This is a genomic window from Streptomyces sp. NRRL F-5727, from assembly GCF_000719555.1.
GTDB lineage: Bacteria > Actinomycetota > Actinomycetes > Streptomycetales > Streptomycetaceae > Streptomyces.
Map to the genome: position 1 here is coordinate 66,313 of NZ_JOGX01000010.1, position 24,636 is coordinate 90,948.

General features: G+C 74.6%; 19 protein-coding genes and 1 pseudogene. 12 read left to right on the forward strand and 8 right to left on the reverse strand.

The genetic code is table 11. The features are described from left to right. Positions 1–69 precede the first annotated feature (69 nt). Entirely contained in the window at positions 70–294 is a 225-nt protein-coding gene (locus IF73_RS0110420) for a heavy-metal-associated domain-containing protein (RefSeq protein WP_031005898.1), read from the reverse strand. Positions 295–341: 47 nt separating this feature from the next. Next, the gene (locus IF73_RS0110425; RefSeq protein ID WP_031005900.1) at positions 342–1,289 is read right to left on the reverse strand and encodes a PrsW family intramembrane metalloprotease; all 948 of its coding nucleotides are present in this window, start codon (positions 1,287–1,289) and stop codon (positions 342–344) included. Between the two features lie 64 nt (positions 1,290–1,353). On the opposite strand from IF73_RS0110425, the gene IF73_RS0110430 reads away from it, so the two are divergent. Further along, on the forward strand, positions 1,354–2,562 hold the full coding sequence (locus IF73_RS0110430; protein ID WP_031005912.1) for a cation:proton antiporter: 1,209 nt from the start codon (positions 1,354–1,356) through the stop codon (positions 2,560–2,562). On the opposite strand, the gene IF73_RS0110435 is transcribed toward IF73_RS0110430, so the two are convergent. Continuing rightward, positions 2,540–3,199 (reverse strand): TetR/AcrR family transcriptional regulator, encoded by a 660-nt coding sequence (locus IF73_RS0110435; RefSeq protein ID WP_037878797.1) that lies wholly within the window; start codon positions 3,197–3,199, stop codon positions 2,540–2,542. The genes IF73_RS0110430 and IF73_RS0110435 overlap by 23 nt on opposite strands. A gap of 165 nt (positions 3,200–3,364) precedes the next feature. Between IF73_RS0110435 and IF73_RS0110440 the strand changes: the two genes are divergently transcribed. After that, positions 3,365–5,641, forward strand: coding sequence for an MMPL family transporter (locus IF73_RS0110440; protein WP_031005914.1), 2,277 nt, complete (start codon positions 3,365–3,367; stop codon positions 5,639–5,641). A 77-nt stretch (positions 5,642–5,718) separates the two neighbouring features. On the opposite strand, the gene IF73_RS0110445 is transcribed toward IF73_RS0110440, so the two are convergent. Further along, complete coding sequence (locus tag IF73_RS0110445; protein WP_031005915.1) at positions 5,719–5,916, reverse strand: helix-turn-helix transcriptional regulator; 198 nt, start codon at positions 5,914–5,916, stop codon at positions 5,719–5,721. A 275-nt stretch (positions 5,917–6,191) separates the two neighbouring features. Continuing rightward, a complete protein-coding gene (locus IF73_RS0110450; protein WP_031005916.1) occupies positions 6,192–7,106 on the reverse strand; it encodes a sugar phosphate isomerase/epimerase family protein in 915 nt (304 codons plus the stop codon). A 179-nt stretch (positions 7,107–7,285) separates the two neighbouring features. On the opposite strand from IF73_RS0110450, the gene iolC reads away from it, so the two are divergent. From iolC to mmsA, 4 genes are read left to right on the forward strand one after another with little or no spacing between them, the layout of a single operon-like run. Beyond that, positions 7,286–8,275 (forward strand): 5-dehydro-2-deoxygluconokinase, encoded by a 990-nt coding sequence (iolC, locus tag IF73_RS0110455; RefSeq protein ID WP_051716670.1) that lies wholly within the window; start codon positions 7,286–7,288, stop codon positions 8,273–8,275. Next, positions 8,272–9,087: a 5-deoxy-glucuronate isomerase gene (gene iolB, locus IF73_RS0110460; RefSeq protein WP_031005921.1), complete on the forward strand. Its 816-nt coding sequence runs from the start codon at positions 8,272–8,274 to the stop codon at positions 9,085–9,087. Before iolC ends, iolB begins: the two co-directional genes overlap by 4 nt. After that, positions 9,084–10,946 carry a 3D-(3,5/4)-trihydroxycyclohexane-1,2-dione acylhydrolase (decyclizing) gene (gene iolD / locus IF73_RS0110465; RefSeq protein ID WP_031005923.1) on the forward strand — a complete coding sequence of 621 codons (1,863 nt, stop codon included), beginning with the start codon at positions 9,084–9,086 and terminating at the stop codon, positions 10,944–10,946. Before iolB ends, iolD begins: the two co-directional genes overlap by 4 nt. Before the next feature lie 23 nt (positions 10,947–10,969). Beyond that, positions 10,970–12,472: a CoA-acylating methylmalonate-semialdehyde dehydrogenase gene (gene mmsA / locus IF73_RS0110470; protein WP_031005925.1), complete on the forward strand. Its 1,503-nt coding sequence runs from the start codon at positions 10,970–10,972 to the stop codon at positions 12,470–12,472. Between the two features lie 69 nt (positions 12,473–12,541). Here the strand turns inward: mmsA and IF73_RS40940 are convergent, their stop codons facing one another. Further along, entirely contained in the window at positions 12,542–12,718 is a 177-nt protein-coding gene (locus tag IF73_RS40940; protein WP_158821969.1) for a hypothetical protein, read from the reverse strand. Between the two features lie 223 nt (positions 12,719–12,941). On the opposite strand from IF73_RS40940, the gene IF73_RS0110480 reads away from it, so the two are divergent. Beyond that, the gene (locus tag IF73_RS0110480) at positions 12,942–15,635 is read left to right on the forward strand and encodes an alpha/beta fold hydrolase (RefSeq protein ID WP_031005926.1); all 2,694 of its coding nucleotides are present in this window, start codon (positions 12,942–12,944) and stop codon (positions 15,633–15,635) included. Then, positions 15,632–16,507, forward strand: a complete 876-nt coding sequence (locus IF73_RS0110485; protein ID WP_031005928.1) for an ABC transporter permease — start codon at positions 15,632–15,634, stop codon at positions 16,505–16,507. The genes IF73_RS0110480 and IF73_RS0110485 overlap by 4 nt, the downstream gene beginning before the upstream one ends. Positions 16,508–16,526: 19 nt before the next feature. On the opposite strand, the gene IF73_RS0110490 is transcribed toward IF73_RS0110485, so the two are convergent. Continuing rightward, positions 16,527–17,243: a hypothetical protein gene (locus IF73_RS0110490; RefSeq protein ID WP_031005930.1), complete on the reverse strand. Its 717-nt coding sequence runs from the start codon at positions 17,241–17,243 to the stop codon at positions 16,527–16,529. A 290-nt stretch (positions 17,244–17,533) separates the two neighbouring features. On the opposite strand from IF73_RS0110490, the gene IF73_RS0110495 reads away from it, so the two are divergent. The 4 genes and pseudogenes from IF73_RS0110495 to IF73_RS0110510 all read left to right on the forward strand — a co-directional run bounded on the left by IF73_RS0110495 (position 17,534) and on the right by IF73_RS0110510 (position 23,279). Continuing rightward, positions 17,534–19,135, forward strand: a complete 1,602-nt coding sequence (locus IF73_RS0110495) for a vWA domain-containing protein (RefSeq protein ID WP_031005932.1) — start codon at positions 17,534–17,536, stop codon at positions 19,133–19,135. Between the two features lie 86 nt (positions 19,136–19,221). After that, positions 19,222–19,689, forward strand: a complete 468-nt coding sequence (locus tag IF73_RS0110500) for a DUF1772 domain-containing protein (RefSeq protein WP_031005934.1) — start codon at positions 19,222–19,224, stop codon at positions 19,687–19,689. A 328-nt stretch (positions 19,690–20,017) separates the two neighbouring features. Then, positions 20,018–20,890: pseudogene (locus IF73_RS0110505) on the forward strand (AfsR/SARP family transcriptional regulator); the annotation flags it as partial. Between the two features lie 349 nt (positions 20,891–21,239). Next, on the forward strand, positions 21,240–23,279 hold the full coding sequence (locus IF73_RS0110510) for a helix-turn-helix domain-containing protein (protein ID WP_031005939.1): 2,040 nt from the start codon (positions 21,240–21,242) through the stop codon (positions 23,277–23,279). Between the two features lie 18 nt (positions 23,280–23,297). Here IF73_RS0110510 and IF73_RS0110515 read toward each other — a convergent pair whose 3' ends face one another. Further along, the gene (locus tag IF73_RS0110515) at positions 23,298–24,512 is read right to left on the reverse strand and encodes a transposase (RefSeq protein WP_051716656.1); all 1,215 of its coding nucleotides are present in this window, start codon (positions 24,510–24,512) and stop codon (positions 23,298–23,300) included. Positions 24,513–24,636: the final 124 nt, after the last annotated feature.

Here is a 24,636-nt window from a genome sequence, read left to right on the forward strand (position 1 = left end):
CGGTTCCAAAGGGGAGCAGGGCCGTACCCGTAACGGTACGACCCTGCTCGGACAGTCGGCGGCCGGCGGTCAGACCAGCTCGTAGCCGGCCTCGTCGACGGCGGCGGCGACGGCCTCGCGGTCCAGGGGGGCGGTGGAGACCACGGTGACCTCGCCGGTCTTGGCGACGGCGGTGACGGAGGAGACGCCGGGGATCGCGGAGATCTCGCCGGAGACGGCGCCCTCGCAGTGGCCGCAGGTCATGCCCTTGACCTGGTAGACGGTGGTGAGTTCGGTCTGCGTCTCGGCGGCCATGGTGGTCTCCTCGTTCGGTCGGAGTCGTACGACTCGATGCTATACCCCTAGGGGGTATAAATTCCAGTCCGGTCGGGCTCGCGCCGCGCCAGCGATCTCAGCCACGCCAGCCCCACCAGCGTCACCAGCACCAGGCCGCCCACCGAGAAGAGGGTGAAGAGGTGCTCCTGCTCGGAGGTGGGCCGCGGGATGTAGCCCTGGGCGAAGAGGGAGCGGTCCAGGTCCGTGGTGGTCAGCTGGAGGACGAGCCAGAGCGCGATCCCGTGCATCGAGTCCCAGAGCGCGTGCAGCACCGCCACCCCCAGGTAGGTGCCGACGACGGGGCCGGTGAGGCGGAAGCGGCCGTCGGGGCGGCGGTGGGAGAAGAGCACCGCGCCCGCGACGGCCGTCCACAGGCCGTGGCCGAAGGGGGCGAGCAGTCCGCGGAGGACCTCCGTCTCCAGGAGGGAGCGCAGGTCGATGCCGTCCATGGTGACCGCGGCGTTGAAGGCGTACCCCGCGCTCTCGAAGGCGGCGAAGCCGAAGCCGACCGTGCCGCCGAGCACCAGACCGGCGCGCCGGCCGCGCAGATACGGGCGGTGCCGGACGACGAACATCAGGGCGGCCAGCTTCACCGCCTCCTCGATCAGCCCGACCCCGAGGAACATCCACAGGGAGGGGTGGAGGAGGTAGTACTCCATGACCGAGGCGCCGAGGACGCCCAGGACGCCGCCGGTGACGAAGCAGCCGAGGATCACCGGCAGCCCGAGGTCGCGGCCGTGCCGCTCGTACGCCCACAGGACGAAGACGCCCGGGACCAGGAAGCTGCCCAGCAGGATCAGGGTGGGCAGCAGGGTGGTGTTGGCGGTGGCGTACGTGACCACCGCGGTCAGCGCCCACAGGGCCAGGCCGCCCCCCAGGCACCGCTTCCACAGCCCGGGCCGCGGCCCGGCGGGCTCGGGGGGAGCCGGAGGCGGCGGGGGAGGGGTCTGGGGGGTGGACCGGTACTCGTACATCCGCGGGCCTCCAAGTCCCTCCGCCGACAGGGCATCTGACCGGAGCTTATGGTAGATACCCGATATGTCGCATTCGGGGAGCACGCTCGTCCTGATCATGGTGATCGCCGTCCTGGCGCCCCTGCTGGCGTACTGGGTGGGGCGCCGGATCCCCGTGCCGCTCGCCGTCTTCGAGATCCTCCTCGGCATCGTCATCGGCCCCGACGTCCTCGGCTGGGCCCACTCGGACGAGCTGATCGACGGCCTCTCGGAGCTCGGGCTCACCATGCTGATCTTCCTCGCCGGGTACGAGATCGAGTTCGGCAAGGTCCGCGGCGACACGCTCAGGCGCTCGGTGTGGGCGTGGCTGGCCGCGCTCGCCCTCGGGCTCACCGCCGGCGTCCTACTCGGCGGCGGCTACTCCACCGGGGTCTTCATCGGCGTGGCCCTCACCAGCACCGCCCTCGGCACCGTCCTGCCCGTGCTGCGGGACTCCGGCGGGCTGCGCGGCCGCTTCGGCTCGGTCGTCATGGCCTTCGGCGCGGTCGGCGAGTTCGGGCCGATCATCGCCATGGCGCTGCTGCTCAGCGGGCGCACCGCCGCCGAGTCCACGGTGCTGCTCGCGGTCTTCGCCGCGCTCACCGCGGCCGCCGTCTCCTGGGCACTGCGGCCCCGCCCGCCGTGGTTCGCCGCCGTCATCGCCAGGACCCTGCACACCAGCGGCCAGTTCGCGGTCCGCTTCGTCTTCCTGCTGCTCGCCCTGATGCTCGGGGCCTCGACGGCGCTCGGCCTCGACGTCCTGCTCGGCGCCTTCGCCGCCGGGCTCATCACCCGGCTGGTGCTCACCGGGGCGGCGCCCGAGGCCGGCCCGGAGATCCTGGCGAAGGTCGAGGGGGTCGGCTTCGGCTTCCTCGTGCCGGTCTTCTTCGTCGTCACCGGCATCGAGTTCGATCTGGACTCGCTGCTCTCCGGCGGCCGGGCGCTGCTGCTCCTGCCGGTCTTCCTGCTGCTCTTCCTGGTGGTGCGCGGCGGTCCGATGTGGTTCCTCGCCCCGCGCGACCTCGACCGGACGGACCGCGGCGCGCTGGTGCTGTACGGCTCCACCGCGCTGCCGCTCGTCGTCGCCATCACCACCATCGGCCTGGACGACAGGGCCCTGTCGGCGGGCGAGGCGGCGGCGCTGGTGGGCGCCGGGATGGTCTCCGTCCTGGTCTTCCCGCTGCTCGCGATGCGGCTGCGGGCAGGCCGGGAGCCGGTGCCGGAGGAGGTGGTCAGTGAGTCGGAGCCGTGGTGACCGCCGCGCCGGCCGGCGTCTCGCCGACGATCGGGGCCAGATAGCGGAACAGCACCTTCTTCAGCTCGGCCACGGCCGCGTCCCGCACCGGGCCCTCGGGGGCGGCGACGATCAGCGCGAGCCCGCCCTTGAAGACGGCGAAGGCCATGTCGGCGACCCGGTCCAGCTCGGCGGCGCCGAGCGGCGGGACGGCCCGCGCGCCGATCGTCTCGCGGACCTGGGAGAGCAGCGAGGCGTGCAGCTCGTCGTGCTCCTCGGCGATCCGGCCGGGGACCTCGGAGCCGTGCATCAGGGCGAGGAAGGCCGGGTTGAGGCAGTTGAACTCGATCATCGGGTCGAGCACCGCGTCGATCAGCTCCGGCAGCGGCAGCGCCATGTTGGCCGGGGTGAAGACCTGGCCGTGGGTCTCGCGCATCTGCTGGATGAGCCGGCCGCCGAGCTCGATCGCGATCGCTTCCTTGTTCGGGAAGTACTGGTAGAGCGTGCCCGGCGAGACCTGGGCCTCTCGGGCGATCGCGTTGGTGCTGGTGGCCGTGTAGCCGTTGGCGCAGAACACGTCGGCGGCCGCCTGGAGCAGCTGGGAGATGCGGCGCTCGCCGCGGGCCTGTCGGCGGCGCGGCTTCGGGTCCTCGGGCATGGCTGTCCCCAGTCCTCCTCGATACGCGTTGACAAATGCGAGAGGTCGCTCGCATTCTTGGATAACGCGAGCGATCACTCGTGTTTGCCAGTCTATGGCAATGGGCGGCCCCCGCGACCTGCCGGGAAGCGAGAGCGGGGGCCACGGTGAAGGGGACACCGCGTGATGTCCGAAGTCAAGAAAACACCCCCCGCACCGGGCGGGGGAGCGGGGGAAAGCCCTGGTGGGCGCCGGGATCCGGGCGGGGGATGGACGCGGTTCGTGACCGCGCGGCCCCGGCTCACCCTGCTCGTCGCCCTCGTCCTCACCGCCCTCGCGGTCCTCGCCGGCGGCGGTGTCGCCGACCGGATGGGCAGCGGCGGCTGGGAGGACCCGGCCGCCGAGTCCAGCTACGCCACCGGGGCCCTGGAGCGGGAGTTCCCCGGCTCCCAACCGAACGTGCTGCTCCTCGTCGACGCCGGGAAGGCCGGGGTCGACGACCCCGCCGTGGCCGCCGAGGCCCGCCGGCTCACCGCACGGCTCGCCGCCGAGCCCGGCGTCGAGGGCGTCGGCTCCTACTGGGCCGGCGGCTCGCCCGCCCTCCGCTCCGAGGACGGCACCAAGGCCGTCGTCGCCGCCCGGATCGCCGGCGAGGAGAAGGCCGCCGGCGACATCCTCGACCGCATCGCCCCCGCCTACCGGGGCACCCACGGGCCCGTCGAGGTCACCCTCGGCGGCGGCCTCGCCGTCCGCCACGAGATGCAGACGATCATCCAGGAGGACCTGCTGCGGGCCGAGCTGATCGCCCTGCCCGTCACCCTGGTCCTGCTCGTCATGGTCTTCGGCAGCGCCGTCGCCGCCCTGCTGCCGCTCGGCGTCGGCATCGTCGCCATCCTCGGCACCAACGCGGTGCTGCGCGGGATCACCGAGTTCACCGACGTCTCCGTCTTCGCGCAGAACCTCACCACCGCGCTCGGCCTCGGACTCGCCATCGACTACGCCCTCTTCGTCGTCCGCCGCTACCGCGAGGAACTGGCCGCCGGAGCCGAGCCGCCCGCCGCCGTCCGCACCACCCTGCGCACCGCCGGGCGGACCGTGCTCTTCTCCGCCCTCACCGTCGCCGTCTCGCTCGCCGCCATGCTCGTCTTCCCGCAGTACTTCCTGCGCTCCTTCGCCTACGCGGGCATCGCCGTCGTCCTGCTCGCCGCGGCCGCCGCCCTCACCCTGCTGCCGGCCGCCCTCGTGCTCCTCGGCCACCGCGTCGACGCCCTCGACCTGCGCCGGCTCCTCCGGCGCCGCCGGGCCCCCGCGCGGGACACCGGGGCGGCCACCGGCTGGTCCCGGGCGGCCGACCTGGTGATGCGCCGGGCCCCCGTCTTCGCCGTCCTCACCACCGCCGGCCTCGTCCTGCTCGGACTGCCCTTCCTCGGGGTGAAGTTCGGCACCGCCGACGACCGGCAGCTGCCCGCCACCGCCACCTCCCGGATCGTCCAGGAGGAGCTCCGCGCCGGCTTCCCCGGCGACCCCGGCGGCAGCCTCACCGTCCTCGCCGAGGGCCCCGCCACCCCCGCCGAGTACGGCGCCTACCGCGAGCGCGTCGCCGCCCTCGACGGCATCGTGCGGGTCGACGGCCCCGTGGTCTCCGGCACCGGCGCGGACACCCACGCCTACTACAGCGTCGTCCCCGACGGCCCGGCCACCGGCGAAGGGGCCCAGCGCGCGGTCGGTGAACTGCGCGCCGCCGACGCCCCCTTCACCACCTCCGTCACCGGCCAGGCCGCCGTCCTCGTCGACTCCAAGGACGCCATCGCCGACCGGCTTCCCTGGGCCGCCGGCATCATCGTCCTCGTCACCCTGCTGCTGGTCTTCCTGCTCACCGGCAGCGTCCTCATCCCCGTCCAGGCCGTCGTCCTCAACGCGCTCAGCCTCACCGCCATGTTCGGCGCCGTCGTCTGGGTCTTCCAGGACGGACACCTCTCCGGCCTCCTCGGCTTCACCGCCACCGGCGACATCGAGACGACCCTGCCGGTCCTCATGTTCTGCGTCGCCTTCGGCCTCTCCATGGACTACGGCGTCTTCCTGCTCTCCCGCATCAAGGAGGAGTACGACACCACCGGCGACCACGAGGGCGCCGTCCGCTTCGGCCTCGCCCGCACCGGCGGGCTCATCACCGCCGCCGCCGTCATCCTCGCCGTCGTCATGGTCGCCATCGGCACCTCACGGGTCACCAACACCAAGATGCTCGGCCTCGGCGTCGCCCTCGCCGTCCTCATGGACGCCATGGTGGTCCGCAGCCTCCTCGTCCCCGCGGTCATGAAGCTCACCGGCCGGCTCACCTGGTGGGCCCCCGGCCCGCTGCGCCGCTTCCACGACCGCTTCGGCATCAGCGAGTCCGGGCAGCCGCCCGCCGCCGCGACCGACACCCCCGAGGAGAGACGCGAACCCGTCGGCGCCCGCGGCTAGCGCCCGTCCCGCACGCGACGCGGCGCCGCCCCCGGGCTCCACCGGAGGACGGCGCCGCGCGCGGCGGACGGAGCGGATCAGTCGCGGCGCGCCCGGTTGCCGGGACGGCTCGCGACCCAGGCACGGACGGTGTCCGCGTACCAGAAGGGCTTGCCCGACTCGACGTGATCGGGCGGCGGCAGCAGCCCGTGCTTCCGGTAGGACCGCACCGTGTCCGGCTGCACCCGGATGTGCGCGGCGATGTCCTTGTACGACCAGAGGCTTCTGTCCGTCATGCCTGTACCTCCCTCACGCCCCGTGCCGCGCAGCGGTGGCGGGGGTGCCGTTCGGGGGCGCTGCGGGCGGTGGCGTCGGTGATCACTGAGCCTGTGCCCCGAGAACGACCCGCCCGGACGGCCGGGCCGCGGCTGTCGAACGCCTGTGACGAGGAACCCGCGTAACCGCGACATGTGTGACCGGGTCGCGACCCCCGTGACGGAAGTGACGAACGGTCACGACGGCGCGCCCGCGTGCGCCGGAGCGCGCGAGGGGTCCGCGGCGGGCCGTGCGGCTACAGACCGCAGGAGCGGAGGTAGTCGCGGGTGCGCAGCGCGATCGGGAAGGGCGCGTCCGGCTCGCACGGGTACATGTCCTGCTCCACGATCGCGAAGAGCTCCACGTCCAGCGCCGCCGCGGCCGCGAGCACCGGCTCCAGGGCCGGCACCCCCGCCGGCGGCTCGCACATCACCCCCCGCGCCACCGCCGGGCCGAACGGCAGGCCCTCGGCCCGCACCGCCGCCAGCACCGCCGGATCCACCTGCTTCAGATGGAGGTAGCCGATGCGCTCCCCGTAGCTCTCGATCAGCTTGACGCTGTCCCCGCCCGCGTACGCGTAGTGCCCGGTGTCCAGACAGAGCGCCACCGCCTCCGGATCGGTGGCGTCCAGGAAACGGGTCACGCTCTCCTCGTCGTCGAGATGGGTGTCGGCGTGCGGATGGACCACGATCCGCAGCCCGTACCGCTCCCGCACCTCCCGGCCCAGGCGCTCCGTCAGCGCGGTCAGATCCCGCCACTGCCCCGCCGTCAGCACCCGGTCCTCCAGGACCTCGCCGGTCCTGTCGTCCCGCCAGAAGGACGGGATCACCACCAGATGCCCCGCGCCCATCGCCTGCGCCAGCGCCGCGTTCTCCGCGACGTGCGCCCAGGTCCGCTCCCACACGGCGGGACCGTGGTGCAGCCCGGTGAAGACCGTGCCGGCCGACACCCGCAGCCCCCGCCGCGAGGTCTCCTCGGCGAGCAGCGCCGGATCGGTGGGCAGATAGCCGTACGGACCCAGCTCGATCCACTCGTAGCCGGCCCCCGCCACCTCGTCCAGGAACCGCTGCCACGGCACCTGCCGGGGATCGTCGGGGAACCACACCCCCCAGGAGTCCGGGGCGGAACCGATCCGGATGCGGGCGGGCGACGGCGGCGACGGCTTCGTCATGCCAGCCACCTTGACCGCGCCCCGGAGCAGCGTCAAGACACCCGCCGGACCCACGGGGCATCCGTCCGAATGTCCGGACATATCGTTGACACGCCGCCCGGCGGAGGGCTAGACCTGGGAAGGGACACCGGAGTCGAGAGGTGGCACGGGTGGAGTCGGAGCCGTACGACCTGATCACCATGGGGCGGCTCGGCGTGGACCTCTACCCCCTCCAGAGCGGCGTCGGACTCGACCGGGTCGAGACCTTCCGGCGCTTCCTCGGCGGCTCCCCGGCCAACGTGGCCGTCGCCGCCGCCCGCCTCGGCCGGCGCACCGCCCTCGTCAGCCGCACCGGAGCCGACGCCTTCGGCGGCTACCTCCGGCGCGAGCTCAAGGAGTTCGGGGTGGACGGCCGCTGGGTCACCGAGGTCCCCGACCTCCCCACCCCCGTCACCTTCTGCGCCCTCTTCCCGCCCGACGACTTCCCCCTCACCTTCTACCGCCGCCCCAAGGCCCCCGACCTGGAGATCCACCCGCACGAGCTCGACCTCGACGCGATCCGCGCCGCCCGCGTCCTGTGGACCACCGGCACCGGGCTCAGCGAGGAACCCAGCCGCGCCGCCACCCTCACCGCCCTGCGGGCCCGCGCCGGCCGCGCCCCCACCGTCCTCGACCTCGACTGGCGGCCCGCCTTCTGGTCCGACCCGGCCACCGCCCGCCCCCACTACGCCGAGGCCCTGCGACACGCCACCGTCGCCGTCGGCAACGCCGAGGAGTGCGAGGTCGCCACCGGCGAACGCGACCCGGAGGCCGCCGCCCGCGCCCTCCTCCGCCTGCTCGCCCCCGGCACCCCCGGCGACCCTGCCGGCGTCCCCCTCGCCGTCGTCAAACGCGGACCCGAAGGCGTCCTCGCGCTCGCCGCCGACGGGCGCCGCGCCGCCGTCCCCCCACTGCCCGTCGACGTCGTCAACGGCCTCGGCGCCGGGGACGCCTTCGGCGGCGCCCTCGTCCACGGCCTCCTCGCCGGCCTCCCCCTGGAGGACACCCTCCGCCGCGCCGGCGCCGCCGGCTCGATCGTCGCCGGCCGGCTGGCCTGCGCCCCCGCCATGCCCGACGCCGCCGAGATCGACCGCGCCCTCGCCGCCGGCTCGGGCACCCTCCCCCAGCGTCCGGAGGACGACCCCCGGTGACCACCCGCCGCCTCCACCTCCCCGCCGGGACCGCCGCGCGGGGGCCGTACGCCCTGGACATCGACCCCGGGACGGCCGGATGGAGCCGCTCCGCACTCCGCGTCCTCGACCTGCCGCCCGGCGCTACTCACAGCTTCGACAGCGCGGATGCCGAATGGGTGGTGCTTCCCCTCGCCGGGGGCGGTACCGTGCGCGTCGACGGGGAGTTCTTCGAACTCGGGGGCCGCGCCGACGTGTTCGCCTCCGTGACCGACTTCGTCTACGTACCGCGCGACGCCCACGCCCAGATCGCCTCCGGCGCGGGAGGCCGCTTCGCTTTGGCAGGAGCGAACTGCGAGCGACGACTCCCCGCCCGCTACGGCCCCGCGCCGGAGGTTCCCGTGGAGGACCGCGGCAGCGGCGACCGCGCCCGCCGGGTGCGGAACTTCGCCTCCGCCGACGCCTTCCCCTGCGACCGGCTGATCGCCGTCGAGGTGATCACCCCCGGCGGCCACTGGTCCTCCTACCCGCCGCACAAGCACGACGAGCACCGCCCCGGGACCGAGTCCGTCCTGGAGGAGATCTACTACTACGAGATCGCGGACCCGCGCGGCTACGCCTACCAGCGGATCTCGCCCTCGCGGGCGGGCGGCGCCGACCTCCTCGCCGAGGTCCGGCACGGCGACGCCGTCCTCGTCCCCGACGGCTGGCACGGCCCCTCCATCGCCCAGCCGGGCCACGACCTCTACTACCTCAACGTCATGGCGGGCCCCGGCCCCGAACGGGAGTGGAAGATCAGTTTCCACCCCGACCACACGGAGGGATACGCATGAGGCTCACCGTGGCCCAGGCCCTCGTCCGCTTCCTCGCCGCCCAGTACACCGAACGCGACGGCGAACGGCACCGGCTGATCGCCGCCACCTGGGGCGTCTTCGGCCACGGCAACGTCGCCGGGATCGGCCAGGCGCTGATCGAGGAAGACGGCATGCCCTTCCACCAGGGCCGCAACGAACAGGCCATGGTGCACGCCGCCGTCGGCTACGCCCGCCAGCGGAACCGGCTCTCCGCGCACGCCGTCACCACCTCCATCGGCCCCGGCGCCACCAACCTCGTCACCGGCGCCGCCCTCGCCACGATCAACCACCTCCCGGTCCTGCTCCTGCCCGGCGACACCTTCGCCACCCGCCCCGCCGACCCCGTCCTCCAGCAGCTCCAGGTGCCGCACGCCGGCGACGTCTCCGTCAACGACTGCCTGCGCCCCGTCTCCCGCTCCTTCGACCGGATCGTCCGCCCCGAGGCCCTGATCCCGGCCGCGCTGGAAGCCATGCGGGTCCTCGCCGACCCGGCCGCCACCGGCGCCGTCACCCTCGCCCTCCCGCAGGACGTGCAGGCCGAGGCGTACGACTGGCCCGCGAGGTTCTTCGCCGAGCGGACCTGGCGGATCCGCCGGGCCTCGCCCGACGAGGCCGAACTCGACGCGGCCGTCGCGGCGATCGCCGGGGCCGCCCGGCCGCTGATCGTCGCCGGCGGCGGCGTCCGGCACAGCCGCGCCGAGGAGGCGCTCGCCGACCTCGCCTCGCTCACCGGCATCCCCGTCGCCTCCACCCAGGCGGGCAAGGGCGTCCTGCCCCACGGCCACCCCCAGGACGTCGGGGCCGTCGGCCACACCGGTACCGCCGTCGCGAACCACCTGGCCCGCACCGCCGACGTCGTCCTCGGCGTCGGCACCCGCTGGACCGACTTCACCACCGCCTCCGGAACCCTCTTCGGCCACCCCTCCGTCCGCTTCGTCAACCTCAACACCGCCGCCTTCGACGCGCACAAACAGACCGCCCTGCCGCTGGTCGCGGACGCCCGCGAGGGGATCGAACAGCTCCACGCGCTCCTCGACCCGCACCACGTGCCCGCCCACTACGTCCACGAGTACGCCGAGGAGAAGCTGCGCTGGGAGGCCCGCGTCACCGCCGCCTACGCCGCCCCCGACGAGGACGCCCGCCCCACCCAGACCCAGGTCCTCGGCGTGCTCGACACCCTGGTCGACGCCGACGACATCCTGATCAACGCCGCCGGCTCCCTCCCCGGCGACCTCCACAAGCTCTGGCGGACCCGCTCCCGCGACCAGTACCACGTCGAGTACGGCTACTCCTGCATGGGCTACGAGATCCCCGCCGCGATTGGCGTCCTCCTCGCCGCCCCCGGCCGGCCCGTCTGGGCCCTCGTCGGCGACGGCACGTATCTGATGAACCCCACCGAGATCGTCACCGCGGTCCAGGAACGCCTCCCGCTGAAGCTGGTGATCCTCCAGAACCACGGCTACGCCTCCATCGGCGGCCTCTCCGAGGCCGTCGGCGCCGAGCGGTACGGCACCGACTACCGGCTGCGGGCCGCCGACGGAGGCTTCACCGGCCCCCCGCTCCCCGTCGACCTCGGGGCCAACGCGGCGTCCCTCGGGATGCGGGTGCTGCGCCCCCGCACCATCCGTGACCTGCGGGAAGCCCTCGCCGACGCCCGGGCCGCCACGGATCCCACATGTGTCTACGTCGAGACCGAAACGGCAGACAGTGTGTCGGGCCCGCCCCCGGCCCAGGCGTGGTGGGATGTGCCCGTGGCCGAGATCTCGACCCGCCCGTCGGCGGTCAAGGCCCGCGAGGAGTACGACCGGCACGTCACCGCCCGACGCCGCCATCTCTGAAGGCCCCGAAGGAGTAACACGTCATGACGAAGAGCGTCCACCACTGGATCGGTGGCAAGACCGTCGAGGGCACGTCGGGCAACTGGGGCCCGGTCACCGACCCGGCCACCGGTGCCGTCACCACCCAGGTCGCCCTCGCCTCCGTGGAGGAGGTCGACGCGGCCGTCGCCGCCGCGAAGGACGCCTTCGCCACCTGGGGCACCTCCTCGCTGGCCCAGCGCACCACGATCCTCTTCAAGTTCCGCGCGCTGCTCGACGCCAACCGCGACGCGATCGCCGAGCTGATCGTCGCCGAGCACGGCAAGGTCCACTCCGACGCCCTCGGCGAGGTCGCCCGCGGCCTGGAGATCGTCGACCTGGCCTGCGGCATCACCACCCAGCTCAAGGGCGAGCTCTCCACCCAGGTGTCGAACCGGGTGGACGTGGCGTCGATCCGCCAGCCCGTCGGCGTCGTCGCCGGCATCACGCCCTTCAACTTCCCGGCCATGGTGCCGATGTGGATGTTCCCGATCGCCATCGCGACCGGCAACACCTTCGTCCTCAAGCCGAGCGAGAAGGACCCGTCGCCGTCCCTGAAGATCGCCGAGCTGCTCGCCGAGGCCGGCCTGCCGGACGGCGTCTTCAACGTCGTCCACGGCGACAAGGTCGCCGTCGACCGCCTCCTGGAGCACCCGGACGTCGCCGCGATCTCCTTCGTCGGCTCGACCCCGATCGCCCGGTACATCCACACCACCGCCTCCGCGAACGGCAAGCGCGTCCAGGCGCTCGGCGGCGCCAAGAACCACATGCTGGTCCTCCCGGACGCCGACCTCGACGCCGCCGCCGACGCCGCCGTCTCCGCCGCCTACGGCTCCGCCGGCGAGCGCTGCATGGCGATCTCCGCCGTCGTGGCCGTCGGCGCGATCGGCGACGAGCTGGTCGAGAAGATCCGCGAGCGCGCCGAGAAGATCAAGATCGGCCCCGGCACCGACCCGACCTCCGAGATGGGCCCGCTCATCACGGCCGTCCACCGCGACAAGGTCGCCTCCTACGTGCACGGCGCCGAGGCCGAGGGCTGCCGGGTCGTCCTCGACGGCACCGGCTACACCGTCGAGGGCCACGAGAACGGCCACTGGATCGGCCTCTCCCTCCTCGACCACGTGCCGACCACCGCCAAGGCGTACCAGGACGAGATCTTCGGCCCGGTCCTGTGCGTGCTGCGCGCCGAGACGTACGAGGAGGGCCTCGCCCTCATCAACGCCTCGAAGTTCGGCAACGGCACCGCGATCTTCACCCGCGACGGCGGCGCCGCCCGCCGCTTCCAGCTGGAGGTCGAGGCCGGCATGGTCGGCGTCAACGTGCCGATCCCGGTGCCCGTCGGCTACCACTCCTTCGGCGGCTGGAAGGACTCCCTCTTCGGCGACCACCACATCTACGGCAACGACGGGGTGCACTTCTACACCCGCGGCAAGGTTGTCACCACCCGCTGGCCCGACCCGGCCGACGCCCCCGCCGGCGTCGACCTGGGCTTCCCGCGCAACCACTGACCCCGCGCAGGACGTACGGCGGCCCCCGGTGCGCACTCCGCACCGGGGGCCGCCGGCCCGACCGGGGGCTCAGCCCACGTGCCAGCAGGTGGCGTCGAAGTCCGACACGTGGACGCTGCCCGCCGAGGCTTCGACCGCGCTGAACCAGCAGCCGTCCACGTCACCGGCGTGCGCGGCCGCGGGGGAGGCGGCGATGAAGCCGACCGCGAGCAGACCGGCCAGAGCGATCGAGATGCGCCGAAGCATGTTCTCTCCTTCGAGTGGGGGGGGACTCGCCACGACTCTTCGGTACTCTCCGGCCCGCCGCACCCCGGGGGGTGCGATCGGGTGGACCCCACCGCCCTGCGGCGGGTTTCCGGCGTACCGCGACCGCTGTACGCGGACCGTGCCGCGTACGACTCCAGGAGGCGGCGGATCTCCGCCCCGGGGCCGCAGCCCGTCCCCGGCCCGTCCGCCTAGGCTCGGGGGCATGCGACTCCGACTTCCCCGGTGGGCCGCGGTCACCGCCGTCCTCACCGTCCTCGCGGGCGCCGGCACCTTCACCGCCGTCGCCCAGGACGAACCCCCGCCCGTGCAGCGCGAGGACCGGGCCCTCGACCTCGACGGGGTGCGGATCGACACCTCGTACTTCACCGGCGCCGGTACCGGCCGCCGGCCCGCCGTGCTGCTCGCGCACGGCTTCGGCGGCTCCAAGGACGACGTCCGCCCGCAGGCCGAACGGCTCGCCCGCGACGGCTACGCGGTCCTCACCTGGTCCGCCCGCGGCTTCGGCGCCTCCGGCGGGAAGATCGGCCTCAACGACCCCGAGCACGAGGTCCGGGACGTCCGGAAGCTCCTCGACTGGCTCGCCGCCCGCCCCGAGGTCCTCCTCGACAAGCCCGGCGACCCGCGCGTCGGCGTCTCCGGCGCCTCCTACGGCGGCGCGATCTCCCTCCTGGCCGCCGGACACGACCCCCGCGTCGACGCGATCGCCCCCGAGATCACCTACTGGAACCTGGCCGACGCCCTCTTCCCCCAGGGCGTCTACAAGAAGCTGTGGTCCGGCATCCTCTTCTCGATGGGCACCGGCCCCGGCGGCGACGCCTGCGGCCGCTTCGCCCCCGAGATCTGCGCCCTCAAGGAGCGCGTCGCCGTCTCCGGCCGGCCCGACGCCGCCGCCCGCGCCCTCCTGGAGGCCCGCAGCCCCTCCGCCGTCGGCGACCGCATCAAGGTCCCCACCCTCATCGTCCAGGGCCAGACCGACTCCCTCTTCACCCTCGACCAGTCCGACGCCATGGCCCGCGCCGTCGCCGCCAACGGCGCCCCCGTCGCCGTCGACTGGGCCGCCGGCGGACACGACGGCGGCGACCGCGAGACCGGCCGCGTCGAGGACCGCGTCGGCGCCTGGTTCGACCGCTGGCTGAAGCGGGACGCCTCCGTCGACACCGGCCCCGCCTTCCGGGTCAGCCGCACCGGCGGCGTCGACTCCACCGACGGCCGCGCCACCCTCCGCGCCGCCACCGCCGACCGCTACCCGGGCCTGCGCGCGGGCACCCGCGAGCTCGCCCTGGCCGGACCGTCGCAGCGCTTCACCAACCCGGCCGGCGGCGCCCCGCCCGCCGTCTCGGCCGTCCCCGGCCTCGGCGGCGGCCTCTCCGGCCTCTCCTCCTCCCTCGGCGTCGGCATCGCCCTCGACTTCCCCGGCCAGCACGCCCGCTTCGACGCGGCCCCGCAGACCGCGCCGCTCCGCGTCACCGGCACCCCGACCGTCCGCGTCAGGGTCACCTCCACCGCCGCCGACGGCTCCGCCGTCCTCTTCGCCAAGGTGTACGACGTCGGGCCCGACGGACGGCAGCAGGTGCTGCCCGCCCAGCTGGTCACCCCGGTCCGCGTCGACGACGCCGCCGAGGGCCGCCCGGTCACCCTCACCCTGCCCGCGATCGACCACGAGGTGGAGGCCGGCCACCGGCTGCGGCTGGTCGTCTCGGCCACCGACCTCGGCTACGCCTCCCCGGTCACCACCGCCGGCTACACCGTCGCCGTCGAGGGCCCCCTCACCGTGCCCACCGCGCCCGCCGTCACCACCCAGGCCGCCGCCCTGCCCTGGTGGGTGTGGGGCCTGCCGCTCGCCGGCCTCGTCGTCGCCGCGGCCCTCCTGCTGACCGCCCGCCGCCGCACGGCGACCCCGGCCCCGGACCCGGAACTCGCCTCCGTGCCCCTCCAGATCACCGGCCTGTCGAAGAAGTACAAGGGCGGCGAACGGTACTCGGTCCGCGAGCTCTCCTTCCGGGTCGAACAGGGCCAGGTCCTCGGCCTCCTCGGCCCCAACGGGGCCGGGAAGACCACCACCCTGCGCATGCTGATGGGTCTGATCACCCCCGACGAGGGCGAGATCCGCGTCTTCGGCCAGGCCATCCGCCCCGGCGCCCCGGTCCTCTCCCGGGTCGGCTCCTTCGTCGAGGGCGCCGGCTTCCTGCCGCACCTCACCGGCCGGGAGAACCTGGAGCTGTACTGGAAGGCCACCGGCCGCCCCGCCGAGGACGCCCACCTGGACGAGGCCCTGCGCATCGCCAACCTGGGCGGCGCCCTCGAACGCGCCGTCCGCACCTACTCGCAGGGCATGCGGCAGCGCCTCGCCATCGCCCAGGCCATGCTCGGCCTGCCCGACCTCCTCATCCTCGACGAACCCACCAACGGCCTCGACCCGCCGCAGATCCGCGAGATGCGGGAGGTGATGATCCGGTACGCCGCCGGCGGCCGTACCGTCATCGTCTCCAGCCACCTCCTCGCGGAGGTCGAGCAGTCCTGCACCCACCTCGTCGTCATGGACCGCGGACAGCTCGTCCAGGCCGGCCCGGTCGCCGAGATCACCGGCGCCGGCGACTCCCTCCTGGTCTCCCTGGGCGCCCCCGTGTCCGACGCGCTCGTCGAGAAGATCGCCGCCCTGCCCGGCGTCGGTTCGGCGGTCCGCGCCGACGGCGGCCTCCTGGTCCGCCTCGACAGCCGCGACGGCACCACCGACGACACCCCCGACGGCGTCCCCGTCGGCACGGCCGCCGACACGGCCGCCGGCACGACCGCGCTGATCGGCGAACTCGTCCGCCTGGACGTCCCGCTGACCGGCGTCGGGCCGCACCGCCGCCTGGAGGACGCCTTCCTCACCCTGATCGGAGGATCCGCATGACCGCGACGGCCACCGGCCCCGGCCCCGAGGCCCTCGCCCCCGGCTACCGCCCCGGGCGCACCCTGCCGCTGCGCGTCGAGGCCCTGCGCCAGTGGAAGCGCCGCCGCACCCTGGTGATGGCCGGGGTGCTCGCCGCCCTGCCCTTCGTGCTGATCGTCGCCTTCGCCATCGGCGGCCCCGACGCCGACGACCGCGGCGGCCGGATCACCCTCATCGACACGGCGACCGCCTCGGGCGCCAACTTCGCGGCGACCTGCCTGTTCGTCTCGGCCGGTTTCCTCCTCGTCATCCCCGTGGCGCTCTTCTGCGGCGACACCGTCGCCTCCGAGGCCGGCTGGTCCTCGCTCCGCTATCTGCTGGCCGCGCCCGTGCCGCGCTCCCGGCTGCTCGCCGCCAAGCTGACGGTCGCGCTCGGCTACAGCGCCGCGGCGCTCTTCCTCCTTCCGCTGCTGGCCCTCGGCGCCGGCACGGTCGCCTATGGCTGGGGCCCGCTCCAGCTGCCCACCGGCGGCTCGCTCCCGGCGGGGGAGTCCGTCCTCCGGCTGCTCATCGCCACCTCCTTCGTCCTCGTCTCCCAACTGGTCACCGCGGGGCTCGCCTTCTGGCTGTCGACCCGCACCGACGCCCCGCTCGGCGCGGTCGGCGGCGCCGTCGGCCTGACCATCGTCGGCAACGTCCTGGACGCGATCACGGCCCTCGGCGACTGGCGCGACTTCCTGCCCGCGCACTGGCAGTTCGCCTGGATCGACGCGCTCCAGCCCCGCCTGGAGTGGGGCGGGATGGCGCAGGGCGCGGCGGTCTCCGTCACCTACGCCCTGGTCCTCTTCGCGCTCGCCTTCCGCGGCTTCGCCCGCAAGGACATCGTGTCCTGAGACGGGACCCCGGCCGGTCTCACAACCACCCCCTCCGAGCCGCTTCCGCGCCCGCGCGGAAGCGGCTCGTCGTCCCCAGGGCCGCCATCAGCTCGCCCACCCGCCGGCTGTACGTCCGCGCCGACATGCCGAGCCGGGCCGCGGCCGTCTCGTCCGTCAGCCCCGACAGCAGCGCCTCCAGGACCGGCCGCAGCTGTTCCGGCGGCCCGCCCGGAGGCCGCGGCGGCGGGAGGTGGCTCAGCTCCTCGGCCATCGTCCAGCAGGCGTGATGGGCCCGTACCAGGGCCTGCACCACCACCGGGTCCCGGATGAGCAGCAGCCCGTTGTAGAGCAGCTCCAGATCGAGCGGGACCGCCGCGACCGTCCGGTCCACCACGATCAGCTTGAACGGGATCGCGTCGGCGAACCGCGCCCGCCCCGGTATCGGCGGCCCGTCCTCCAGCCGGGGCAGCGCGTGCCGGGGCACGATCCTCCGCACCTCCCCGGCCCGCTCCGCCGCCGCGCGCATGCACGCTCCCGCCAGCTCCAGGAACGGCTCGGGGATCGCGCGGTCCGCCGAGGCCACCGGATCGTCGAAGGTCAGCAGCTCGTGCCGGGTCGAGGCGGCCAGCCCGGCGAGCGCCGCGCTGATGCGCCGCGCCCCCCGGACCGGGCGCCCCGCCGGCCGCTGTCCCTCGGTCGCGGCCCGGTTCATCGCCGAACGGGCGAGCACCACGGAGCCCGCGCTCTCTGCCACCGCTGACCACCCCCGCCCGATCGATGTCCACTCCATGTACGCATGTGACTCCGCACGGTGACAAGCCCTGTGGACAAACCTGGCGTCTCCATGCCATGACCCCCCTATCCGGCCCACTCTTCCCTTCCCCGTCCGCGTCCCGTTGCCACATCGAGATCCATCCGCAACTCCTTCGCGGGGTCCGCGCGCGCCTCCCGTTCGTCACAGTCGCAGGAGCCGGGCGCGGCTCCCGCCGCCCCGGCGGATTCCCGCGCCCGGCACAAGGTCCGTACCGAAACGGGGAGTTGTCCATGAACCGTGCTCACAGGAGAACCGGCGTCCTCGCCGCGGCGCTCGCCGCCGGGCTCCTCCTCGGCGGCTGCGCCGGCGGGGCGAAAGACGCGAGCGGCGACCACCGGAAGGCGGCCCCCGACGGCGGCCGCACCGCCGCGCCCGCCCCCTCGGCCGCCGCCCCCTCCGCCCCCGCCGACGGACGGCAGGCCGACGGGAGCGCCACCCGCGGCCCCGAGGGCGAGCAGCGGGCGCCCAGCCCCGCCCCCGACTACCTCTCCACCTTCGCCCTGGACGTCGACACCGCCTCGTACGGCTACGTCCGCCGCGCGCTCGCCGACGGCCGGCTGCCCGACCCGTCCACCGTGCGGCCCGAGGAGTTCGTCAACAGCTTCCGCCCCGACTACCCGCGCCCGGCCGACGACGGCTTCAGCGTCACCGTCGACGGCGCCGACACCGGCGCCGAGGGCTGGTCGCTGGTCCGGGTCGGCCTCGCCACCCGGGCCGCGGACCGCGAGGGCGAACGCCCGCCCGCCGCGCTCACCTTCGTCGTCGACGTCTCCGGCTCGATGGGCGAGCCCGGCCGCCTCGGCCTCGTCCAGCACTCCCTGCGGCTCGCCGCCGACGAGCTCCGCGACGACGACTCGGTCGCCCTGGTCGCCTTCAGCGACGAGGCCGAGACCCTTCTGCCGATGACCCGGCTCGGCGAGGCCCGCCACCGTCTCCGCGAGGCCGTCGACTCGCTCGCCGTCCGCTCCTCCACCAACCTGGAGGCGGGTCTGCGCACCGGCTACGACGTGGCGTCCGAGGGGCGCCGCGAGGGCGCCACCAACCGGGTCGTGCTGCTCTCCGACGCCCTCGCCAACTCCGGCGAGACATCGGCCGACGCCCTCCTCGCCCGCGTCGACGAACAGCGCAGGGAGCATGGCATCACCCTCTTCGGGGTGGGCGTCGGCAGCGACTACGGCGACGCGCTGATGGAGCGGCTCGCCGACCGGGGCGACGGCCAGACCGCGTACGTCTCCACCCAGGAGCAGGCCCGCAAGGTCTTCGTCGACCAGCTGCCCGCCCAGGTCGAGCTGCGCGCCCGGGACGCCAAGGCGCAGGTCGCCTTCGACCGGGCGACCGTGGAGCGGTTCCGGCTGATCGGCTACGAGAACCGCGAGGTCGCCGACGAGGACTTCCGGGACGACCGGACCGACGGCGGCGAGGTCGGCGCCGGCCACACCGTGACCGCCCTGTACGTGGTGAAGACCCGGCCCGGCGCGAGCGGCCGGATCGCCACCGCCACCGTCCGCTGGCTGGACCCCGACTCCCGCTCCCCGCGGGAGCGTTCGGGCACCGTCGAGGCCGCCGCGCTGCGCGCCGGGCTCTGGGGCCCCGGCCACGACAGCCTGCAACTCTCCGCGATCTCCGCCTACTTCGCGGAGCAGCTGCGCGGCGGCTCGCTGCCCGGGGCCCCGCGCCTCGGTGAACTGGCCGCGCACGCGGACGGCATCCGGGACCGGTCGGGCTCGGCGGTGGTGGGGGAGCTGGCCGAGGCGGTGCGCCAGGCGGACCGGCTGATCGGCGAACGTCCTTCGGAGGAAGGGGAGTTCCGGTCCTCGGACCCGTACGCCTGAGCGTCGGGGCGGCTCCTCACGCGCGCGTGGGCGAGCCGCCCGGAGGGGAACGGGCGGCTCCGCCCGAGGGGCGGCATCATGAGCCCATGGCCACCCTGCTGCTCGCCCTCGCCGTCGGAAGCACCGGCCTCTACGCCGGATTCATGCTCATCTTCCTCACCGGGATCATGCCCGCCCTGGCCCGCCTCACGGACGCCGCGTTCGTCACCGCGATGCGCCGGGTGAACGAGGCGGTGCCCCGGGCCGTCTTCCTGGCCGTCTTCGCCGGGGTCGCGGTGCTGCCCCTCGCCGCCTATCTCGTCCCGGTGGACGGCCGGACCGGTACGCAGCGCTGGCTGGTCCTGGCCGGCTTCGTCTGCGCGGTCCTCAACCACCTGGTCACCGTCGTCGGCAACGTCCCCCTCAACACCGCGCTCGCCGCAGCCGAGGGGCCCGACGAGGACCCGGCCGCGTCCCGCGCCGCCTTCGAACCGCGCTGGAACGCCTTCCACCGGGTGCGCACGGCCCTGATCGTCGTGGCCTTCGGCCTGCTCACGGCCGCCGCCGTCGGCTGAGCCGGAGGAGGCACCGGCCCGGCGGAGGGGAAACCGACCGCCGGGTCCGCTTGCCCTCCCGGATGGCGCGATCTCGTCCAAGATCGCCTTCCGCGCATCCACAGGGACCCTTCAAAACCAAACTACCGAGTCCGAAAGCTGCCTCTGACACGCATCGACTTTCAGCCCCTGGCGGGAAGGTGGCGTCCTTATATCCCGGCAAAGAGGGTGAATCACCCCGATTTCAGGGACCCGGATTCCATACCTTCCGGTTTCTTATTGACATGACCGGGGGGGTCTTTTTTTAATCAACCCGAGGATCCGCGTGCGCAGACACCGAGGGGGCATAGTGGACGTCCACATCCTGGGGGGACTGTCGGTCCGTGAGGGCGGGGTATCGATCACCCCGACCGCCGCCGCGCCACGCCAGGTGCTGGCCCTGCTCACCGCCTTCGCCGGGCAGGTCGTCCCCGTCACCGTCCTCACCGAGGAGCTCTGGCCCTCCGGGGCCCCGCGCGGCGCGCGTGCCGAACTCGCCGCCCACATAGCCGAGCTGCGCGGGCTCATCGCCCGCGCCCTGCACGCGTCCGAGGGCGGCGACGCGCCGGGCGGCTGGACCGAGGAGCGCACGGCCGAGGCGGTCCTCGTCTCGCTCCCCGGCGGCTACCGCCTCGACACCGGCGTCGGCGTCCACGACATCGGGCAGTTCGAGCGCGCGGCCGGCGCAGGCTACCGCGCCATGGACGCCGGCGACCTGACCCGCGCCTCGATGCGGCTCGGCGAGGCCCTCGCCCTCTGGCGCGGCGACCCGTACGCGGGCGTGGCCGCGGGCCCGTGCCTGCGCCGCGAGATCGAACGGCTGGAGACCGCCCGCCTCAGCGTCCTCGACCAGTGGGTCGAGGCCCAGCTCGGCCTCGGCCGGCACGAGGAGATCCTCTCCGAACTCCCCGGCCTCGCCGCCCGCTACGCCACCAACGAACCGCTCCACGCCCACCTCATGGTCGCCCTGCTCCGCTGCGGCCGCCACGAGGAGGCCCTCGCCGTCTACGAGCGGCTGCGCACGGTCCTCCACCGGGAGACCGGCATGGAGCCCTCCGCGCGGCTCCGCCGCCTCCAGCACTCGGTCCTCGCCGTCCGCCACACGCGCGTGGGCGCCGGAACCGGCGGCCCGACCCCTCGCGCCGAGGTCCGCGCCGCCGACGTCTTCGGCCCCGGACGCGCGCCCGCCGCCGTGTCCACCGTGACCACCGCAGTGGCCACCGCGCCCGCCGTCGCGGCCGCCGTCACGGCCACCGCGCGCGCCGAGGGGACACCGCCGGTCATCTGGTACGGTCCGGCCGTCCCTCGCGTCCCCGTCCAGCCCCAGACCGGCCGTGCCGAGGCCGCCATCAAGGGTGTGGCGATCGCCGTCTGACGGCGCCTCGCCTCCGCCCTCGGAGGGAATCGGGACCGCGGGGAACGAAGTGCCGCACGTCACCGTTGACCCACTCCCGGGGCCGAATTAGTTTCGGCCGCCAGGACGGGTTTCCGCCGAGGTGCCCGATTTAAGCTCGACGACGGGGGTGGGGGCCATGGACACGTACGGCGTGGACGGGGGCGCGGGCGCCGACGCGCTGCTCGCCGTCCTGGAGCTGCTCGCCGGAGAGGGACTGCCCGGCCAGTTCGAGGCCCTCCTCGACGAGGCCCGCATCGCCGGGCTCGACGGAGCCGGACTCGCCCGACTGGAGCGGGCCGTCACCCTCGCCCGCACCCTCCACACCGAGCGCGCCGTCGGCCGCGCCCGCGCCGACCAGCGGGGCGCCTCCCTCGCCGCGCTCACCGACACCGCGCGGGATCTGACGCTCAGCTACGACCTCGACGGCCTGCTCCGGATCGTCACCCGCCGCGCCCGCCGCCTCCTCGACCTCGACATGGCGTACGTGACCCTGCGCGGCCCCCAGGGCGCCTGCTACATCCGCGTCACCGAGGGCTCCCGCACCGGCGGCGACACCGGCGAGGCCACCGGGCCCGGGCTCAGCGTCGGACTGCGGATCGGCGCCGGCAACTGCCTCGGCGGTGTCGTCCAGCGCTCCGGCGAACCCGTCTGGACCCCCGACTATCCGGCCGACGAGCGGTTCACCAGCGGCCAGGCACCCGACCCGGCCGCCGCCCTCGACGACGCCGAGGTCGTCGACCCCGGCGACGAGGCCGTCCGCGCCGAAGGACTGCGCGCCATCGTCGCCGTCCCGCTCCGCAGCGGCGACTCCGTCATCGGCGCCCTCTTCGGCGCCGACCGCCGGGTCCGCGAGCACACCCCGCAGGAGATCGCCCTCCTCGGCGCCCTCGCCGACCTGGCCGCCCTCGCCGTCGAGAAGGCCGGCCTCCTCGACCGCACCCGCGCCGAACTCACCGAACTGGAGCGGGACAGCGCCCGCGTGCGCACCAGCCTCACCCGGATGCGGCACGTCAGCGAGGCCCACGGCCGGATCATGAACCTGGTCCTCGCCGGCGGCGACCTCCCGCACGTCGCCAAGGCCGCCGGCGACGCCCTCGACGCCACCGTGATGGTCTGCGACCCCGGCGGCCGCCGCCTCGCCGCCAGCGGCGACTTCCCCGGCCTCGACGAGGACGCCGTCGCCAAGGCGTCCCTCGACGCCCACGCGCTGCGCCGGCCCGTCCTCGCCGCCGACGCCGTCTGGGTCGCCCCCGTCATCGCCGGCTCCGAGGACCTCGGCGGCCTGGTGGTCCGCGCCGAGGGCGGCCTCACCGAGGAGGACGAACGGCTCCTCGAACTCGTCGCCCAGTCCGTCGCCCTGCTCCTGCTCATGCAGCGCTCCAGCGCCGTCGCCGAGGGCCCCGTCCGCGACGAACTCCTCGACGACCTCATCGCCGACCCGCCGCACGCCCCGCAGCAGAGCGCCCGGCGCGCCCGCCGCCTCGGAGTGGACCTGCGCAAACCGCACGTCCTCGTGGTCGCCCGGCCGGAGGGCGGCGAACAGGGCCGGGCGGTCGTCTGGGCGTCCTCGTACGCGTACCGGCTCGCCGGCCTCAAGACCGTGCAGGGCGGCTGCATCGTGCTGCTGCTCCCCGGCGTGGACGCCTCCGCCGCCGCCGCGGCCGTCTCCGAGGAGCTCACCCCGCTCCTCGGCCACCCGGTCTCGGTCGCCGCCGCGGGACCCGGCGGCAGCCCCGACGCCGTCGGACCGCTGTACGCGGAGGCGCTGCGCTGCCTGGACGCGATGAGCGCCCTCGGCGGTACGGGCTCCGCCGCGGCCGTCACCGACCTCGGCTTCCTCGGCATGCTGCTCTCCGACGACCACGACGTGGACGGCTTCGTGGAGAACGCGATCGGGCCCGTCCTCGACTACGACGCCGAGCGGCTCACCGACCTGACCCGCACCCTGGAGGCGTACTTCGCCTCCGGCGCCAGCCCCACCAACGCGGCCGAGGCGCTGCACGTCCACCCCAACACGGTCTCCCGCCGGCTGGAGCGGATCGGCGAACTCCTCGGCCCCGAATGGCAGAAGCCCGGCCAGGTCCTGGAGGTGCAGCTCGCCCTGCGGCTCCAGCGCACCCGCGAGGTGCTGGCCCGCCGCAGGGCCGCCACGGCCCCGGTCCGCCCGGCCGACTGACCCGCGCCCGACGCGCGGTCAGCCGGCCGCGCGGCGCGTGCCGTAGCCCGTTCCGTACCCCGCCGCCTCCCACGCCGACCCGAGCACCGTCGCCGTGTGCGCGGCCGAGGCCAGCGTGATGTGCCGGTGCCAGCCCCGGTACGAGCGGCCCACGAAGTCCCGCAGCCCCGCCTCCTCGCCGACCGCGGCGAAGTCCCGGTCCACCCGCTGCGCCAGCTTCGTCAGCCGCAGCAGCGAACCGACCGTCGCCTGCGTCAGATCGCTGATCCACACCCGGGCCGGGCCCCGGCGCGGGTCGTCCCACTCGCCGAGCAGCATCAGCGGCCGCATCCGCTCCCCGCCGGGGGACGGCAGCGCCACCCGCACGGCGGTGGCCAGCGAGGTGCGCGAGGTCCGCGCGCCGCCGACCGTGTCCACCCAGCTCACCGGCCTGCGCAGTCCCTTCAGGGACTCCAGTATCTGGGCCGCCGGCAGCGGGCCCGCGCCGAAACCGGGCAGCGAGCGGTCCGCGATCGCCAGCCGCGAACCGGCCCCGATCCGCGCCACCACCGGCACCCCGGCGGCCGCGAGCCGGGTCAGCGCCGACCGGCCCGCGCCGCCCCGGATGTCCAGCAGCACCGGCTTGCGGGTGATGTCCGTCCAGCGGGCGGTGTCGAGGGCGGCGGCCACCGCGCACTCCTCCAGCGTCTCCTCGCCGGCCTCGTCGGGAACCTCCGCGCGGTCGCGCCGCGTGCGGTCCTTCACCCACGGGTCCGGCAGGAACAGCCGCCAGTTGACCGGCGCGCTCAGCTCCTCGCCGGCGAACCACACGCCGAACGCCTGCTGACCCTGGAAGACCTGCCCGCGCTCCGGGTCGAAGCGCCGGTCCACGCCCACCGAGTGCTCGCCGGCCTTCGGGATCGGCATCGGCCGCACCACCCACGCCTGCGGATGCCCGGCGCGCTCCAGGAACCGCCCGAGGGAGGCGCGCATCGGCTGCCAGTCCCAGGTGGAGCTGGAGATGAAGTGGTGCAGGCTCTGCTCGGCGGCCGGGCCGCCGATCTGCGCGGCGATGTTCCGGATCGACTTGCGGCCCTGCGCGGTGAGCAGCCCGTGCAGGTACTGCTCCGCCTTCAGCCGCTGGTCGCGGCGGGCGAAGCCGGAGAAGAGCGCGGTGGACAGCTCGGCGAAGACGTCATCGCCGGGACGGGGCGCGGCGGCCCGGGGGACGGCGCGGACCCGGGGCCGCGGCACGGTCAGCGGCGCGGCCGCGGCGGCGGTCCCGTACTTGATGGCGACGGATGTACTTACGACACTCCTGCCCGTCCTGTCCGAAGGATGCGCAGCTGCCTCCTGCTGCTCCTCCACCGTCGCCCGG